This window comes from Pseudomonas sp. XP1 (assembly GCF_053557675.1).
The window spans coordinates 291013-304064 of the sequence record NZ_JBNRIJ010000002.1 but is presented as its reverse complement, the minus strand read 5'-3'; the positions used below and the strand labels follow the sequence as shown (position 1 = coordinate 304064).

The following is a 13052-nucleotide window of genomic DNA, read 5'->3' as shown; positions in this document are numbered from 1 at the left end:
ATGGTGCTGAGTGGCGCGATCAATATTGCGGCAGCGGGTAACCGCCCACAGGATAAGCACCGACCTCAAAGACTGTGGAGTACCTGTGGGAGCGGGCGCGCCCGCGAAGAAGCCACCTCGATATCAAGCCAGTTTGCAGCGATCGAAAAACCGCTCCCGCCCCAGAATCATCAACGCCGCGCGCTTGTGCGGGAAGTCGAATTCCTTGTCGCAATGGAAGCACTGGTCGTGCATGTAGCCGATCATCTTGCCGTTGTCGGCACGCGGTTCGGCCACCACCCGCTGGGTGCGCGGGTCATCCAGGAACAGGTAGTGCACCAGCGCCGATAACCAGCTGGCCACCTTGTGCGGCCCGCGGTGGCTCTCTTCCCCTACCAGCATGTGGATGCCACGGTCGTAGTCATTGGCCGGGTAGAACGGCGCAATGCGGTCTTCCTTGGCCCAATACGCTTCAAAGTAGGCAAACGGCTGGTCATCGAAGCAGCCGATCAGCGTCAGGGCATGCGGGTCGGCCTCGAGCTTGCCCAGGTATTCGCGGTGCTGCGCCAGGGTGCCAGCCTCCTGCCAGAACGCCTCCACCCGTGGGTTGTTCTGCCAACGGTTGAAGCGCTCCAGGTCATGCTCGATTTCCAAGGTACGCAGCGATACCCAGCTGCCCAGGCGCGTATCGAAGCGCCGGTACACCTCGCCACGAGGCTTGGGCGCGCGGCGTGGGTGGCGCTTGCCGTTGCTGATCTGCATCTGCTGCGGGTAAGCCACGCTGGCTGATTCACCCAGCCATGGCTGCGGCAACTGCCAGAACAGCGCCCGCTCGCACAGGTATTGGCCAGGCTGCTCGCCGGCCAGCAGCAAGCCACTGGTCAATGCCTGGGGCAACGCCTCGGGCAGGTACCAGGCCAGGCGCTGGCAGGCGGTGTCGCGGGCCAGCAGCCAATAACAGGCGGCCCACAAGGCCTGATAGGGGCGCTCGGGGCACAGCCGCTCCAGGTGAACATGCAGGGAAGCGCCCACCTCCAGGCGCAACTGGATCAGCGGGCGGCCTTCGAGGGAAAGGCTCAGCCAGCTGTCGCCCTCCTCGGCACTGAGGCTGCGCCAGCGTGGCGCTGACCGGGGCTGCAAAGCGTTATCGAACGGCATTGGCTTTACTCACGGCAATGAAGAAAAGGCTCACTGCTGTGAACGTTGCCGCACCACGGGAATTTACTCGCGTGGGGCCGCCACCGTGATGCGGTAGGGCTCGAAGATGCGCGCAAGCTCGCCACTGTCGCGCAGGGCCCGCAGCAGCGCCGCGAACGACTGCTCGCCGATGGGCGCCCCCGGGCGCAACAAGGCGTAGTGATGGTAGACCTGGTCAATGCGTTGCGAGGGCACCAACCGCTCCCGGCTGGCCGGGTTGCGTGCCAGGAAATCGCTGAGGTAGGAACGCGTGACCAGGGCGATGTCGGCGCGGCCTGCCTGCACCATCAGCAGGTTGCTGTCGTGGGAGTAGGTCAGGGTCGCGTTGTAGGCGGTGCGCAGGTATTCAGGGTCGGAGTTGAAGCCGGCGAACGCATAGTGATAGCCATTGAACAACGCCAGGCGCTTGCCGTTCAGGTCGTCGAAGTAATGCGGGTCACCGCCATTGGCTTGGCGAGCGACGAACACCTCGGCATCTTCCAGGCCCATGTCCACGGTCTTGTGGGGAATCTGCTGCCAGCCCCATTGCGGGTTCTCGAAAATGGCCATGTCGGTACGGCCTTGCTGGAAGTCGCCGAAACGCCGCTGAATGGACGTGGGTACCAGAACGAAACGGTAGTGCTGCTGCGCGCGGTTGAGCGCGTCGACCAACTGCGGCAGAAGACCGGTGTCGGCACCCTGCTCCGGGCGCACGGTGTAGGGCGGAAAATGCGCCGCGCCAATCTTCACTTCAACAGTACTTGCCGCCCATGCCGGCACCGCCAGCCAGAACACGGCCAGCAGCATCAGGGAAGACAGGGCCTTGAGGCCGGGCGCTGGAGTCAAGACGGACACTCATCACGGTTCATGCCTGGGTTCGCCTAAGCTAGGCGTTTTCGGGGCCGGGCACAACTGCCGGTTAATGGCCCTTTGCGCCAAAGCTGCGGGCAAATTGCCAGGGGGTGCCGGATGCCCTGAGTTTGGCTACGCTCTAGCAGGATCTGCAAGGGAGCCTGATATGGGCCACTGGTTGGTGATCGACCTGGAAGCCACCACCGACGATGGTGGGTGGCCGGTCACAGAGATGGAAGTCATTGAAATCGGCGCAAGCCTGGTTACCCGCGACGGCCGCGAGGTCGACCACTTCCAGCGCTTCGTGAAGCCCCGGCGGCGGCCGCAGCTGACCCCATTCTGCCGTGAACTGACCCACATCAGCCAGGCCAGCGTGGACAGTGCCGCACCGTTCCGCGAGGTGTGGGCAAGCTTCGAGCACTGGCTCGGGCACCACCGCGGGCAGCTTCAGGCCTGGGTCAGCTGGGGCGACTACGACCGCCAGCAGTTGCACCAGGAGTGGCAGCAGCATGGGCTGGACAGCATGCTGCGGACCCTGCCGCACATCAACCTCAAGCAACGCTTCGCCAAGGCCCGCCACCTGCAGCGCCCTGCCGGGCTCAATGGTGCACTGCAGCTGGCCGGCATGCACTTTTGCGGGCAGCAGCACCGGGCCCTGGAGGATGCGCGCAATACTGCGCGGCTGCTGCCGTTGAGCCTGCCGGTGGACGCTACCTGAAAGCAGATGACGGGGCCCGTGGCCTTGGGCATACTGGCCAGCCCTTTTTCCTCCCCCCTTTTCAGGAGTCGCCCATGTTCCAGGTCAACGAGTACTTCAACGGCACCGTCAAGTCGATCGCATTCGCGGGCGAAGAAGGCCCGGCCACTGTCGGCGTGATGGCCCCGGGCGAATACGAGTTCGGCACTGCCAAGCGCGAGATCATGCACGTGGTTTCGGGTGCGCTGACCGTGAAGCTGCCAGGTAGCGACAACTGGGAAACCTTCAAGGCCGGTGACAAGTTCAATGTGGCCGCCGACAGCAAGTTCCAGCTGAAGGTGGCGGTGGATACTGCCTACCTGTGCGAGTACCGTGACTAAGCGGTAGCCTGTACCGGCCTCTTCGCGGGCATGCCCGCTCCTACAGGTTCACTACAAGCTGCGGGCCTGTGCAGTACCTGTGGGAGCGGGCAAGCCCGCGAAGAATCCAGCACTAGTCTTTTAGGAAAGCTGCAACCTTCTCAGCCGCGGCCTGCAAGTGCTGCTCATGGCTGAACCCCGAGGCCTTCAGCGGCTTCAGGTCATGGTCCCCTGCCAACAGCCAGCTCACTTCGATCGCCGGCGATAACGCATACCCTGCCACCGCCTCGCGGTTACCCAGCGCATCTCGCTCACCCTGCACGATCAACGTCGGCGTCTTCAATTCGGCCAGGTGCTCGACCCGTGGCTTCTCCGGCTTGCCCACCGCATAGAACGGATAGCCCAGGCACACCAATGCATCCGCCCCCAGCTCATCGGCCAGCAGGCTGGCCATGCGCCCGCCCATGGACTTGCCACCCACCGCCAGCTTGCCCGCGACCAAAGGTCGCACCTGCCGGTACACCTCGCGCCAGCATTCCAGCAATACCTTCTGCGGGTTGGGCGGCCGCTTGCCGCCGGTAACCCTGCGTTCGGCCATGTACGGGAATTCGAAGCGCACTACCGCCACCCCAAGCGCCGCAAGCCTTTGCGCCATTTCGTCCATGAACCCGCTGTCCATCGGCGCACCTGCGCCATGCGCCAGGATCAGGCAGCCCCTGTAGCCGTCCTTGCCCCGAAGGTGCGGGGGATTGCAGCGCAAGCCTGGGACATTTCCGACCTTCGCCCATTGATCCCCGTCAATACCGGCACATTGCCCATTAATCATGCTTGCCTCGCTGTAAAGCCTGCCAAATAACCGTGGATGGGAACCCATACATGAACACAACCAGCAGTACCGCCTATAACTACAAGGTGGTCCGCCAATTCGCCATCATGACGGTGGTGTGGGGAATCGTCGGGATGGGGCTCGGCGTCTTCATCGCCGCCCAGCTCGCCTGGCCTTCCCTCAACTTCGACCTCCCCTGGACCAGCTTCGGCCGCCTGCGCCCCCTGCATACCAATGCGGTGATCTTCGCCTTCGGCGGCTGTGCGCTGTTCGCCACCTCCTATTATTCGGTGCAACGCACCTGCCAGACCACCCTGTTCGCACCGGGCCTGGCCGCGTTCACCTTCTGGGGCTGGCAACTGGTGATCCTGCTGGCGGCCATCAGCCTGCCGCTGGGCTACACCAGCTCCAAGGAATACGCCGAACTGGAATGGCCGATCGACATCCTTATCACCATCGTCTGGGTGAGCTACGCCATCGTGTTCTTCGGCACGCTGATGAAGCGCAACACCAAGCACATCTACGTCGGTAACTGGTTCTTCGGCGGCTTCATCCTCACCGTGGCGATGCTGCACGTCGTCAACAACCTGGAACTGCCGGTCAGCCTGACCAAGTCCTACTCGGTCTATGCCGGCGCCACCGATGCCATGGTGCAGTGGTGGTACGGCCACAACGCCGTGGGCTTCTTCCTGACCGCGGGCTTCCTGGGGATGATGTACTACTACGTGCCCAAGCAGGCCGAACGCCCGGTGTATTCCTATCGCCTGTCGATCGTGCACTTCTGGGCGCTGATCACCCTGTACATCTGGGCCGGCCCGCACCACCTGCACTACACCGCGCTGCCCGACTGGGCGCAGTCGCTGGGCATGGTGATGTCGCTGATCCTGCTGGCACCAAGCTGGGGCGGCATGATCAACGGCATGATGACCCTGTCCGGCGCCTGGCACAAACTGCGCAGCGACCCGATCCTGCGCTTCCTGGTGGTGTCGCTGGCGTTCTATGGCATGTCCACCTTCGAAGGCCCGATGATGGCCATCAAGACGGTCAACGCCCTGTCCCACTACACCGACTGGACCATCGGCCACGTGCACGCCGGCGCCCTCGGCTGGGTGGCGATGATTTCGATTGGTGCGTTGTACCACACCATCCCGAAAGTGTTCGGCAAGGAGCGCATGTACAGCATCGGCCTGATCAACGCCCACTTCTGGCTGGCCACCATCGGCACCGTGCTTTACATCGCCTCGATGTGGGTCAATGGCATCGCCCAGGGCCTGATGTGGCGCGCGGTCAACAGCGACGGCACGCTCACTTACTCATTCGTGGAAACCCTGGTGGCCAGCCACCCAGGCTTCATCGTGCGCTTCGTCGGCGGTGCGATCTTCCTCAGCGGCATGTTCCTGATGGCCTGGAACACCTGGCGCACCGTGCGTTCGCCGGCGCTCGATGTCGCCCCTGCGAACGCCCAGCTGGCTTGAGGAGACCTGCCTGATGAAACATGAAGTCATCGAGAAAAACGTCGGCCTGCTGGCCCTGCTGATGGTATTTGCCGTCAGTATCGGCGGCCTGACCCAGATCGTCCCGCTGTTCTTCCAGGACGTCACCAACAAGCCGGTGGAGGGCATGAAGCCCTACACCGCGCTGCAACTGGAAGGCCGCGATATCTACATCCGCGAAGGCTGCGTGGGCTGCCATTCGCAGATGATCCGCCCGTTCCGTGCCGAAACCGAGCGCTATGGCCACTACTCGGTGGCAGGTGAAAGCGTATGGGACCACCCGTTCCTGTGGGGCTCCAAGCGCACCGGGCCGGACCTGGCCCGGGTCGGTGGCCGCTACTCGGACGACTGGCACCGTGCGCACCTGTACAACCCGCGCAACGTGGTACCGGAGTCGAAGATGCCGTCGTACCCATGGCTGGTCGCCCAGCAGGTCGACAACAGCCATACCGACACCAAGATGCGCACCCTGCGCACCTTGGGCGTGCCGTACACCGACGATGACATCGCCGGCGCCCGAGACGCGGTCAAGGGCAAGACCGAAATGGACGCCTTGGTCGCCTACCTGCAGGTGCTCGGCACCGCGATCAAGAACAAGAGGTGAATGCGATGGGAATGGACATCGGCATGATTCGCGGCCTGGGCACCCTTGTGGTGATGATCGCCTTCATCGGCCTCACCCTGTGGGTATTCAATCGCCGCCGCGACCGTGATTTCGCCGAAGCGCGCCTGCTGCCCTTCGTCGACGACCGCCTGCCCTCTGCCGGACAGGAACCTGCTGCAAAAAGGAGTAACGGGCAATGACCACCTTCTGGAGTACGTACATCTGCGTACTGACCATCGGTAGCCTGATTGGCCTGACCTGGCTGCTGCTCGCCACCCGCAAGGGCCAGAGCAGCAACACCACCGACCAGACCATGGGCCACAGCTTCGACGGCATCGAGGAATACGACAACCCGCTGCCCAAGTGGTGGTTCTGGCTGTTCGTCGGCACCCTGGTGTTCTCGGTCGGCTACCTGATCCTCTACCCGGGCCTGGGCAACTGGAAGGGCATCCTGCCGGGCTATGAAAATGGCTGGACCGGCGCCAACGAATGGCAGAAGGAGATGGAAAAGGCTGACGCAAGATTCGGCCCGATCTTCGCCAAGTACGCCGCCATGCCCGTGGAAGAAGTGGCCAAGGATCCGCAGGCACTGAAGATGGGCAGCCGCCTGTTCGCCTCCAACTGCTCGGTGTGCCATGGCTCGGATGCCAAGGGTGCCTATGGCTTCCCCAACCTCACCGACAAGGACTGGCGCTGGGGCGGCGAGGCAGAAACCATCAAGGCGTCGATCATGAACGGTCGTCACGGCGTGATGCCAGCCTGGGCCGAAGTGATCGGCGAGCAGGGTGTAGCGGATGTGGCCGCGTTCGTGCTCACCAACCTCGATGGCCGCCCCCTGCCGGAAGGGGTCAAGGCCGACGCCGCCAAGGGCAAGGAAATCTTCGCCGGCAATTGCGTGGCCTGCCACGGGCCTGAAGGCAAGGGCACCCCGGCCATGGGCGCGCCAGACCTGACCCACCCGCAGGCGTTCATCTACGGTTCGAGCTTTGCCCAGCTGCAGCAGACCATTCGCTATGGTCGCCAGGGTCAGATGCCGGCGCAGGCGGAGATCCAGGGCAACGACAAGGTGCACCTGCTGGCGGCGTATGTGTATAGCCTGTCGCAGGATCAAGCTTCGCCAGACCTGACTGCCAAGTAACACCCATTCGCGGGCTCGCCCGCTCCCACAGGTTAACCACAGATTTCAAGTATTGTGGTGAACCTGTGGGAGCGGGCAAGCCCGCGAAGGGCTGCAAAGCAGCCCCTCTCCCCGCTCTACCCCTCCTTGCACCCCCTCCGAACAGAACTAAGCTTGTTGCCTCAGTGGGCTTCGCTCCGAAAGGACCGAAGCAGACGCGGCGCGTAGCCTGTCGCCGTCCCGATAAAAAGCTTGACCGATCGATCAGAAAAAGGCGAAAAACGGTACACATAACAAATATTTATTTGTGTACAATCGCCAAGACCCGATTACTGCGGGACATCAGTGAACGGGCTCGGGCACGGGTCGGCGTACCAAAGTTGCGTTGCGGTAACCTCGGTGGTTATCAATACTGGCGCCGATTTTTCGACCAACAAGAACATCAAAACCGTGGAACCTTAGCAATGAGCACAGCAATCAGTCCGACTGCTTATAACTATAAGGTCGTCCGCCAGTTCGCCATCATGACGGTGGTCTGGGGGATCCTTGGCATGGGCCTCGGCGTCTTCATCGCCTCGCAGCTGGTATGGCCGCAACTGAACCTGGACCTGCCCTGGACCAGCTTCGGCCGCCTGCGCCCGCTGCACACCAACCTGGTGATCTTCGCCTTCGGGGGCTGTGCGCTGTTCGGCACCAGCTACTACGTGGTGCAACGCACCTGCCAGACCCGGCTGATTTCCGACAGCATGGCCGCCTTCACCTTCTGGGGTTGGCAGGCGGTGATCGTCGGGGCGCTGATCACCCTGCCGATGGGCTATACCACCACCAAGGAATACGCCGAGCTCGAGTGGCCGCTGGCGATCCTGCTGGCCATCGTCTGGGTCACCTACGGGCTGGTGTTCTTCGGCACCATCGTCAAGCGCAAGACCAAGCACATCTATGTCGGCAACTGGTTCTACGGCGCCTTCATCGTGGTTACGGCGATGCTGCACATCGTCAACCACATCTCGCTGCCGGTAAGCCTGTTCAAGTCGTACTCGGCCTACTCCGGCGCCACCGACGCTATGATCCAGTGGTGGTACGGCCACAACGCCGTGGGCTTCTTCCTCACCACCGGTTTTCTGGGGATGATGTACTACTTCGTACCCAAGCAGGCCGAACGCCCGATCTACTCGTATCGCCTGTCGATCGTGCACTTCTGGGCGCTGATCACCCTGTACATCTGGGCCGGCCCGCACCACCTGCACTACACCGCCCTGCCTGACTGGGCACAGTCGCTGGGCATGGTCATGTCGATCATCCTGCTGGCGCCAAGCTGGGGCGGCATGATCAACGGCATGATGACCCTGTCCGGTGCCTGGCACAAACTGCGCACCGACCCGATCCTGCGCTTCCTGGTGGTATCGCTGGCGTTCTACGGCATGTCCACCTTCGAAGGCCCGATGATGGCCATCAAGACCGTGAACTCGCTGTCTCACTACACCGACTGGACCATCGGCCACGTCCACGCCGGCGCCCTCGGCTGGGTGGCGATGATCTCGATCGGCGCCGTGTACCACATGATCCCGCGCCTGTATGGCCGCGAGCAGATGCACAGCGTCGGCCTGATCAACGCGCACTTCTGGCTGGCTACCATCGGTACCGTGCTGTACATCGCCTCGATGTGGGTAAACGGCATCACCCAGGGCCTGATGTGGCGCGCCATCAACGATGACGGCACCCTCACCTACTCCTTCGTCGAAGCCCTGCAGGCCAGCCATCCTGGCTATATCGTCCGCGCCCTGGGCGGTGCGTTCTTCGCCACCGGCATGCTGCTGATGGCCTACAACGTGTTCCGTACCGTACGTGCCGCCAACCCGGCACAGGCCGAGGAAGCCGCCAAGATCGTCGTAGTGGGAGCGCACTGATGAAGCATGAAGCCGTCGAGAAGAACATAGGCCTGCTGGCCTTCTTCATGGTCATCGCCGTGAGCGTCGGTGGCCTGACCCAGATCGTCCCGCTGTTTTTCCAGGACGTCACCAACAAACCCGTGGAAGGCATGAAGCCGCGCACCGCGCTGGAACTTGAAGGCCGCGATATCTACATCCGCGAAGGCTGCGTGGGCTGCCACTCGCAGATGATCCGCCCGTTCCGTGCCGAAACCGAACGCTACGGCCATTACTCGGTGGCCGGCGAGAGCGTGTGGGACCACCCGTTCCTGTGGGGTTCCAAGCGCACCGGGCCGGACCTGGCGCGGGTCGGTGGCCGCTACTCCGATGACTGGCACCGTGCGCACCTGTACAACCCGCGCAACGTCGTACCGGAATCGAAGATGCCGTCGTACCCGTGGCTGGTCGAGAACAAGCTCGACGGCAAGGACACCGCGAAGAAGATGGAAGTGCTGCGCACCCTCGGCGTGCCGTACACCGACGCCGACATCGCCGGGGCCCGCGACGCGGTCAAGGGCAAGACCGAAATGGACGCCATCGTCGCGTACCTGCAGGGTCTTGGCACCATCATCAAGAGCAAACGGTGACGCTGATGGATATCGGGATGATTCGCGGCCTGGGCACCGTCGTGGTGATGGTGGCCTTCGTGGGCCTGGCGCTGTGGGTATTCAACCCCCGGCGCAAGAAGGACTTCGACGAAGCGACCCAACTGCCCTTCGCGGATGACCCCGAAGCCAGCCGGCACGTCGAGCAAGCAAAAGCTTCTGGGAGCAAAAAACAATGACAACCTTCTGGAGTCTGTACGTTACCGCCCTGACCCTGGGCACCATCTTCTCGTTGACCTGGCTGCTGCTGTCGACCCGCAAGGGCCAGCGCGAAGAGGTCACCGACGAAACCGTCGGGCATGCATTCGATGGCATCGAGGAGTACGACAACCCGCTGCCGAAATGGTGGTTCTGGCTGTTCGTCGGCACCATCGTCTTCGCCCTCGGCTACCTGGTGCTGTACCCAGGCCTGGGCAACTGGAAAGGCGTCCTGCCGGGCTACTCGTACCTGGATAACGACAAGCAGACCGAGTTTTCCAACGGCCAGCCGGGCTGGACCGGCGTGCACGAATGGGAAAAGGAAATGGCCAAGGCCGACGCCCGCTTCGGGCCGATCTTCGCCAAGTTCGCCGCCATGCCCATCACCGAGGTGGCCAAGGACCCACAGGCACTGAAGATGGGCGCGCGGCTGTTCGCTTCCAACTGCTCGGTGTGCCACGGCTCCGACGCCAAGGGTGCCTTCGGCTTCCCCAACCTCACCGACAACGACTGGCGCTGGGGCGGCGAGCCAGACACCATCAAGACCACCATCATGGGCGGTCGCCACGGCGTGATGCCGGCCTGGGCCGAAGTGATCGGTGACCAGGGCGTGGCCGATGTGGCCGCATTCGTGGTCAGCAAGCTCGATGGCCGCACCCTGCCAGAGGGCGTGAAGGCCGATGCCGAGAACGGGCAAAAGATCTTCGCCGCCAACTGCGTGGCCTGCCACGGGCCAGAGGGCAAGGGTACGCCAGCCATGGGCGCGCCGAACCTGACCCATCCGCAGGCGTTCATCTACGGTTCGAGCTTTGCCCAGTTGCAGCAGACCATCCGCTACGGTCGCCAGGGGCAGATGCCGGCCCAGGAGCAGTTGCAGGGGAATGACAAGGTGCACTTGCTGGCGGCGTATGTTTACAGCCTGTCGCAGCAGGCCGAACCGGCCAAGGCCGAGTAAGGCAGGCTCGGCCTCTTCGCGGGTGAACCCGCTCCCACAGGTACTGCGCTGGCTTCGGGATCTGTGCGGTCCCTGTGGGAGCGGGTTCACCCGCGAAGAGGCCGATACTGAAAACACATTTGTTGCAGGCTCCATGACCTGGATCAATTGACACCCGCAATAACACGATTCGTGCCACGAACCCAACGCGACTAAAGGTCGCAGTGCAGCCCCATACTGCCATCAGCGGCGTATCATGGGCCGCAGAGCGCTAGCAGATTGCGCGAGACTGCGGCCGGCACGCACTGGCTGCGGCGTTTCTCCACTGCCGTGGGACTTGATGATGAGCAAGCAAATTCCGGTACATGACGTGACCCCGCCTGCCAACAAAGGGAAGGATTCCGTCGACCTCTACGCCTCCCGGGAAAAGATCTACACCCGTGCCTTCACCGGCCTGTTCCGACGCCTGCGCATGGTCGGTGGGGCTGTGTTGTTTTTGTTGTACTTCGGCACCGTGTGGTTGAACTGGGGCGGCCACCAGGCCGTGTGGTGGAACCTGCCCGAGCGCAAGTTCTACATCTTCGGCGCTACCATCTGGCCGCAAGACTTCATCCTGCTTTCGGGCATTCTCATCGTGGCCGCATTCGGCCTGTTCTTCATCACCGTGTTCGCCGGCCGGGTGTGGTGCGGCTACACCTGCCCGCAAAGCGTGTGGACCTGGATTTTCATGTGGTGCGAAAAGGTCACCGAAGGCGACCGCAACCAGCGCATGAAGCTCGACAAGGCCCCCATGAGCGGCAACAAGTTCCTGCGCAAGTTCGCCAAGCACAGCCTGTGGCTGCTGATCGGTTTCGTCACCGGCATGACCTTCGTCGGCTACTTCTCGCCGATCCGTGAACTGGCCACCGAATTCTTTACCGGCCAGGCCGACGGCTGGGCCTACTTCTGGGTCGGCTTCTTCACGCTCGCCACCTACGGCAACGCCGGCTGGCTGCGCGAGCAGGTGTGCGTGTACATGTGCCCCTACGCGCGCTTCCAGAGCGTGATGTTCGACAAGGACACGCTGATCGTTTCCTACGACCCGCGCCGTGGCGAAACCCGCGGCCCGCGCAAAAAGGATCTGGACTACAAGGCCGCGGGCCTGGGCGACTGCATCGACTGCACCATGTGCGTGCAGGTCTGCCCCACCGGCATCGACATCCGTGACGGCCTGCAGATCGAGTGCATCGGCTGCGCTGCGTGCATCGACGCCTGCGACAACATCATGGACAAGATGAACTACCCCAGGGGGCTGATCAGCTACACCACCGAACACAACCTTTCCGGGCAGAAGACCCACCTGCTGCGCCCGCGCCTGATCGGCTATGCCGTGGTACTGCTGGTGATGATGGTCGGCTTGGCCACCGCTTTTGCCACCCGCTCGCTGGTCGGTTTCGATGTGAGCAAGGACCGCGTGCTGTACCGCGAGAACGCCCAGGGCCGAATCGAGAACGTGTACAGCCTGAAGGTGATGAACAAGGACCAGCGTGACCACGTCTACGTGCTGGACGCCACCGGCCTGCCGGACCTGAAGCTTGAAGGCCAGCGCGAAATCCGCGTGGACGCTGGTGACATCGTCAGCCTGCCGGTGCAACTGTCGATCGCGCCCGAGAAACTGCCGTCGACCACCAACGAAATCACCTTCATCCTCAAGAGCGCCGATGACAGCGACGCCCAGGTTGAAGCCAAGAGCCGCTTCATCGGCCCACAGATCCGCTGAGAGAGATAACCCACAATGCCTGCCACCGCCGCCAGCCCCTGGTACAAGCACCTCTGGCCCTGGATCATCATCGGCATCCTCGCCACCTCGGTGTGCCTGAGCCTGACCATGGTCAGCATCGCCGTGCACAACCCGGACAACCTGGTGAACGACAACTACTACGAAGCTGGCAAGGGCATCAACCGCTCGCTGGACCGGGAACTGCTGGCGCAGACGCTGGGCCTGAAGGCCGGCGTGCACCTGGACGAACTGACCGGCGAAGTGGATGTGCGCCTGGCCGGCGACAGCGACCCGCAGAGCCTGGAGCTGAACCTGATCTCGCCAACCCAGCCGGAGAAAGACCGCAAGGTGCTGCTGAGCCGGGTCGAGGCTGGGCGCTATGTGGGGCAGCTGGAGGACAAGGTTGACGGGCGGCGCTTCGTCGAGCTGCTGGGTAGCGAAGGCGGCCAGGTTTGGCGCCTGTTCGAGGAAGAAAAGGTGGAGCATGGTGTGACCTTGCAGCTGGGTGATGAAGCCTTGCAAGGT

At 62.9% G+C, this 13052-nt stretch carries 15 protein-coding genes; 12 read left to right on the top strand and 3 right to left on the bottom strand.

Translation table 11 applies throughout. The features are described from left to right. Window positions 1–123 precede the first annotated feature (123 nt). Window positions 124–1137: a GNAT family N-acetyltransferase gene (locus tag ACK1U9_RS03735; RefSeq protein ID WP_108479804.1), complete on the bottom strand. Its 1014-nt coding sequence runs from the start codon at window positions 1135–1137 to the stop codon at window positions 124–126. A 63-nt stretch (window positions 1138–1200) separates the two neighbouring features. Further along, window positions 1201–2001, bottom strand: coding sequence for a substrate-binding periplasmic protein (locus ACK1U9_RS03730; protein ID WP_046615062.1), 801 nt, complete (start codon window positions 1999–2001; stop codon window positions 1201–1203). A 172-nt stretch (window positions 2002–2173) separates the two neighbouring features. Between ACK1U9_RS03730 and ACK1U9_RS03725 the strand changes: the two genes are divergently transcribed. Beyond that, window positions 2174–2725, top strand: coding sequence for an exonuclease domain-containing protein (locus ACK1U9_RS03725; protein WP_046615061.1), 552 nt, complete (start codon window positions 2174–2176; stop codon window positions 2723–2725). A 74-nt stretch (window positions 2726–2799) separates the two neighbouring features. After that, the gene (gene ppnP / locus ACK1U9_RS03720) at window positions 2800–3084 is read left to right on the top strand and encodes a pyrimidine/purine nucleoside phosphorylase (RefSeq protein WP_043203870.1); all 285 of its coding nucleotides are present in this window, start codon (window positions 2800–2802) and stop codon (window positions 3082–3084) included. Between the two features lie 112 nt (window positions 3085–3196). Here ppnP and ACK1U9_RS03715 read toward each other — a convergent pair whose 3' ends face one another. Then, a complete protein-coding gene (locus ACK1U9_RS03715) occupies window positions 3197–3889 on the bottom strand; it encodes an alpha/beta family hydrolase (protein WP_449109711.1) in 693 nt (230 codons plus the stop codon). 50 nt (window positions 3890–3939) lie between these two features. Between ACK1U9_RS03715 and ccoN (ACK1U9_RS03710) the strand changes: the two genes are divergently transcribed. The 10 genes from ccoN (ACK1U9_RS03710) to ACK1U9_RS03665 form a co-directional block, all read left to right on the top strand. Next, window positions 3940–5364, top strand: a complete 1425-nt coding sequence (ccoN, locus tag ACK1U9_RS03710) for a cytochrome-c oxidase, cbb3-type subunit I (RefSeq protein WP_013973491.1) — start codon at window positions 3940–3942, stop codon at window positions 5362–5364. Window positions 5365–5377: 13 nt separating this feature from the next. Further along, window positions 5378–5986, top strand: a complete 609-nt coding sequence (gene ccoO / locus ACK1U9_RS03705) for a cytochrome-c oxidase, cbb3-type subunit II (protein WP_013973492.1) — start codon at window positions 5378–5380, stop codon at window positions 5984–5986. A gap of 5 nt (window positions 5987–5991) precedes the next feature. After that, a complete protein-coding gene (locus ACK1U9_RS03700) occupies window positions 5992–6186 on the top strand; it encodes a cbb3-type cytochrome oxidase subunit 3 (RefSeq protein ID WP_023661030.1) in 195 nt (64 codons plus the stop codon). Beyond that, on the top strand, window positions 6183–7124 hold the full coding sequence (gene ccoP / locus ACK1U9_RS03695) for a cytochrome-c oxidase, cbb3-type subunit III (RefSeq protein WP_085601249.1): 942 nt from the start codon (window positions 6183–6185) through the stop codon (window positions 7122–7124). The genes ACK1U9_RS03700 and ccoP (ACK1U9_RS03695) overlap by 4 nt, the downstream gene beginning before the upstream one ends. 443 nt (window positions 7125–7567) lie before the next feature. Further along, complete coding sequence (gene ccoN / locus ACK1U9_RS03690; protein ID WP_015271137.1) at window positions 7568–9010, top strand: cytochrome-c oxidase, cbb3-type subunit I; 1443 nt, start codon at window positions 7568–7570, stop codon at window positions 9008–9010. After that, window positions 9010–9618 carry a cytochrome-c oxidase, cbb3-type subunit II gene (ccoO, locus tag ACK1U9_RS03685; protein WP_023381407.1) on the top strand — a complete coding sequence of 203 codons (609 nt, stop codon included), beginning with the start codon at window positions 9010–9012 and terminating at the stop codon, window positions 9616–9618. The genes ccoN (ACK1U9_RS03690) and ccoO (ACK1U9_RS03685) overlap by 1 nt, the downstream gene beginning before the upstream one ends. A 5-nt stretch (window positions 9619–9623) precedes the next feature. Then, a complete protein-coding gene (locus tag ACK1U9_RS03680; protein ID WP_003259925.1) occupies window positions 9624–9815 on the top strand; it encodes a CcoQ/FixQ family Cbb3-type cytochrome c oxidase assembly chaperone in 192 nt (63 codons plus the stop codon). Next, window positions 9812–10789 (top strand): cytochrome-c oxidase, cbb3-type subunit III, encoded by a 978-nt coding sequence (gene ccoP / locus ACK1U9_RS03675; protein WP_449109710.1) that lies wholly within the window; start codon window positions 9812–9814, stop codon window positions 10787–10789. Before ACK1U9_RS03680 ends, ccoP (ACK1U9_RS03675) begins: the two co-directional genes overlap by 4 nt. A gap of 322 nt (window positions 10790–11111) precedes the next feature. Then, a complete protein-coding gene (gene ccoG, locus ACK1U9_RS03670; protein ID WP_046615056.1) occupies window positions 11112–12527 on the top strand; it encodes a cytochrome c oxidase accessory protein CcoG in 1416 nt (471 codons plus the stop codon). Between the two features lie 15 nt (window positions 12528–12542). Then, window positions 12543–13052: FixH family protein (locus tag ACK1U9_RS03665; protein WP_449109709.1), on the top strand; the 510-nt coding region annotated here is incomplete at its 3' end.

What these genes read in the sequence shown, in the direction of transcription:
- ACK1U9_RS03735 (WP_108479804.1), bottom strand. Translation starts at nt 1,137, where the DNA reads ATGCCGTTCGATAACGCTTTGCAGCCCCGGTCAGCGCCACGCTGGCGC.
- ACK1U9_RS03725 (WP_046615061.1), top strand. Translation starts at nt 2,174, where the DNA reads ATGGGCCACTGGTTGGTGATCGACCTGGAAGCCACCACCGACGATGGT.
- ppnP (WP_043203870.1), top strand. Translation starts at nt 2,800, where the DNA reads ATGTTCCAGGTCAACGAGTACTTCAACGGCACCGTCAAGTCGATCGCA.
- ACK1U9_RS03715 (WP_449109711.1), bottom strand. Translation starts at nt 3,889, where the DNA reads ATGATTAATGGGCAATGTGCCGGTATTGACGGGGATCAATGGGCGAAG.
- ccoN (WP_013973491.1), top strand. Translation starts at nt 3,940, where the DNA reads ATGAACACAACCAGCAGTACCGCCTATAACTACAAGGTGGTCCGCCAA.
- ccoO (WP_013973492.1), top strand. Translation starts at nt 5,378, where the DNA reads ATGAAACATGAAGTCATCGAGAAAAACGTCGGCCTGCTGGCCCTGCTG.
- ACK1U9_RS03700 (WP_023661030.1), top strand. Translation starts at nt 5,992, where the DNA reads ATGGGAATGGACATCGGCATGATTCGCGGCCTGGGCACCCTTGTGGTG.
- ccoP (WP_085601249.1), top strand. Translation starts at nt 6,183, where the DNA reads ATGACCACCTTCTGGAGTACGTACATCTGCGTACTGACCATCGGTAGC.
- ccoN (WP_015271137.1), top strand. Translation starts at nt 7,568, where the DNA reads ATGAGCACAGCAATCAGTCCGACTGCTTATAACTATAAGGTCGTCCGC.
- ccoO (WP_023381407.1), top strand. Translation starts at nt 9,010, where the DNA reads ATGAAGCATGAAGCCGTCGAGAAGAACATAGGCCTGCTGGCCTTCTTC.
- ACK1U9_RS03680 (WP_003259925.1), top strand. Translation starts at nt 9,624, where the DNA reads ATGGATATCGGGATGATTCGCGGCCTGGGCACCGTCGTGGTGATGGTG.
- ccoP (WP_449109710.1), top strand. Translation starts at nt 9,812, where the DNA reads ATGACAACCTTCTGGAGTCTGTACGTTACCGCCCTGACCCTGGGCACC.
- ccoG (WP_046615056.1), top strand. Translation starts at nt 11,112, where the DNA reads ATGAGCAAGCAAATTCCGGTACATGACGTGACCCCGCCTGCCAACAAA.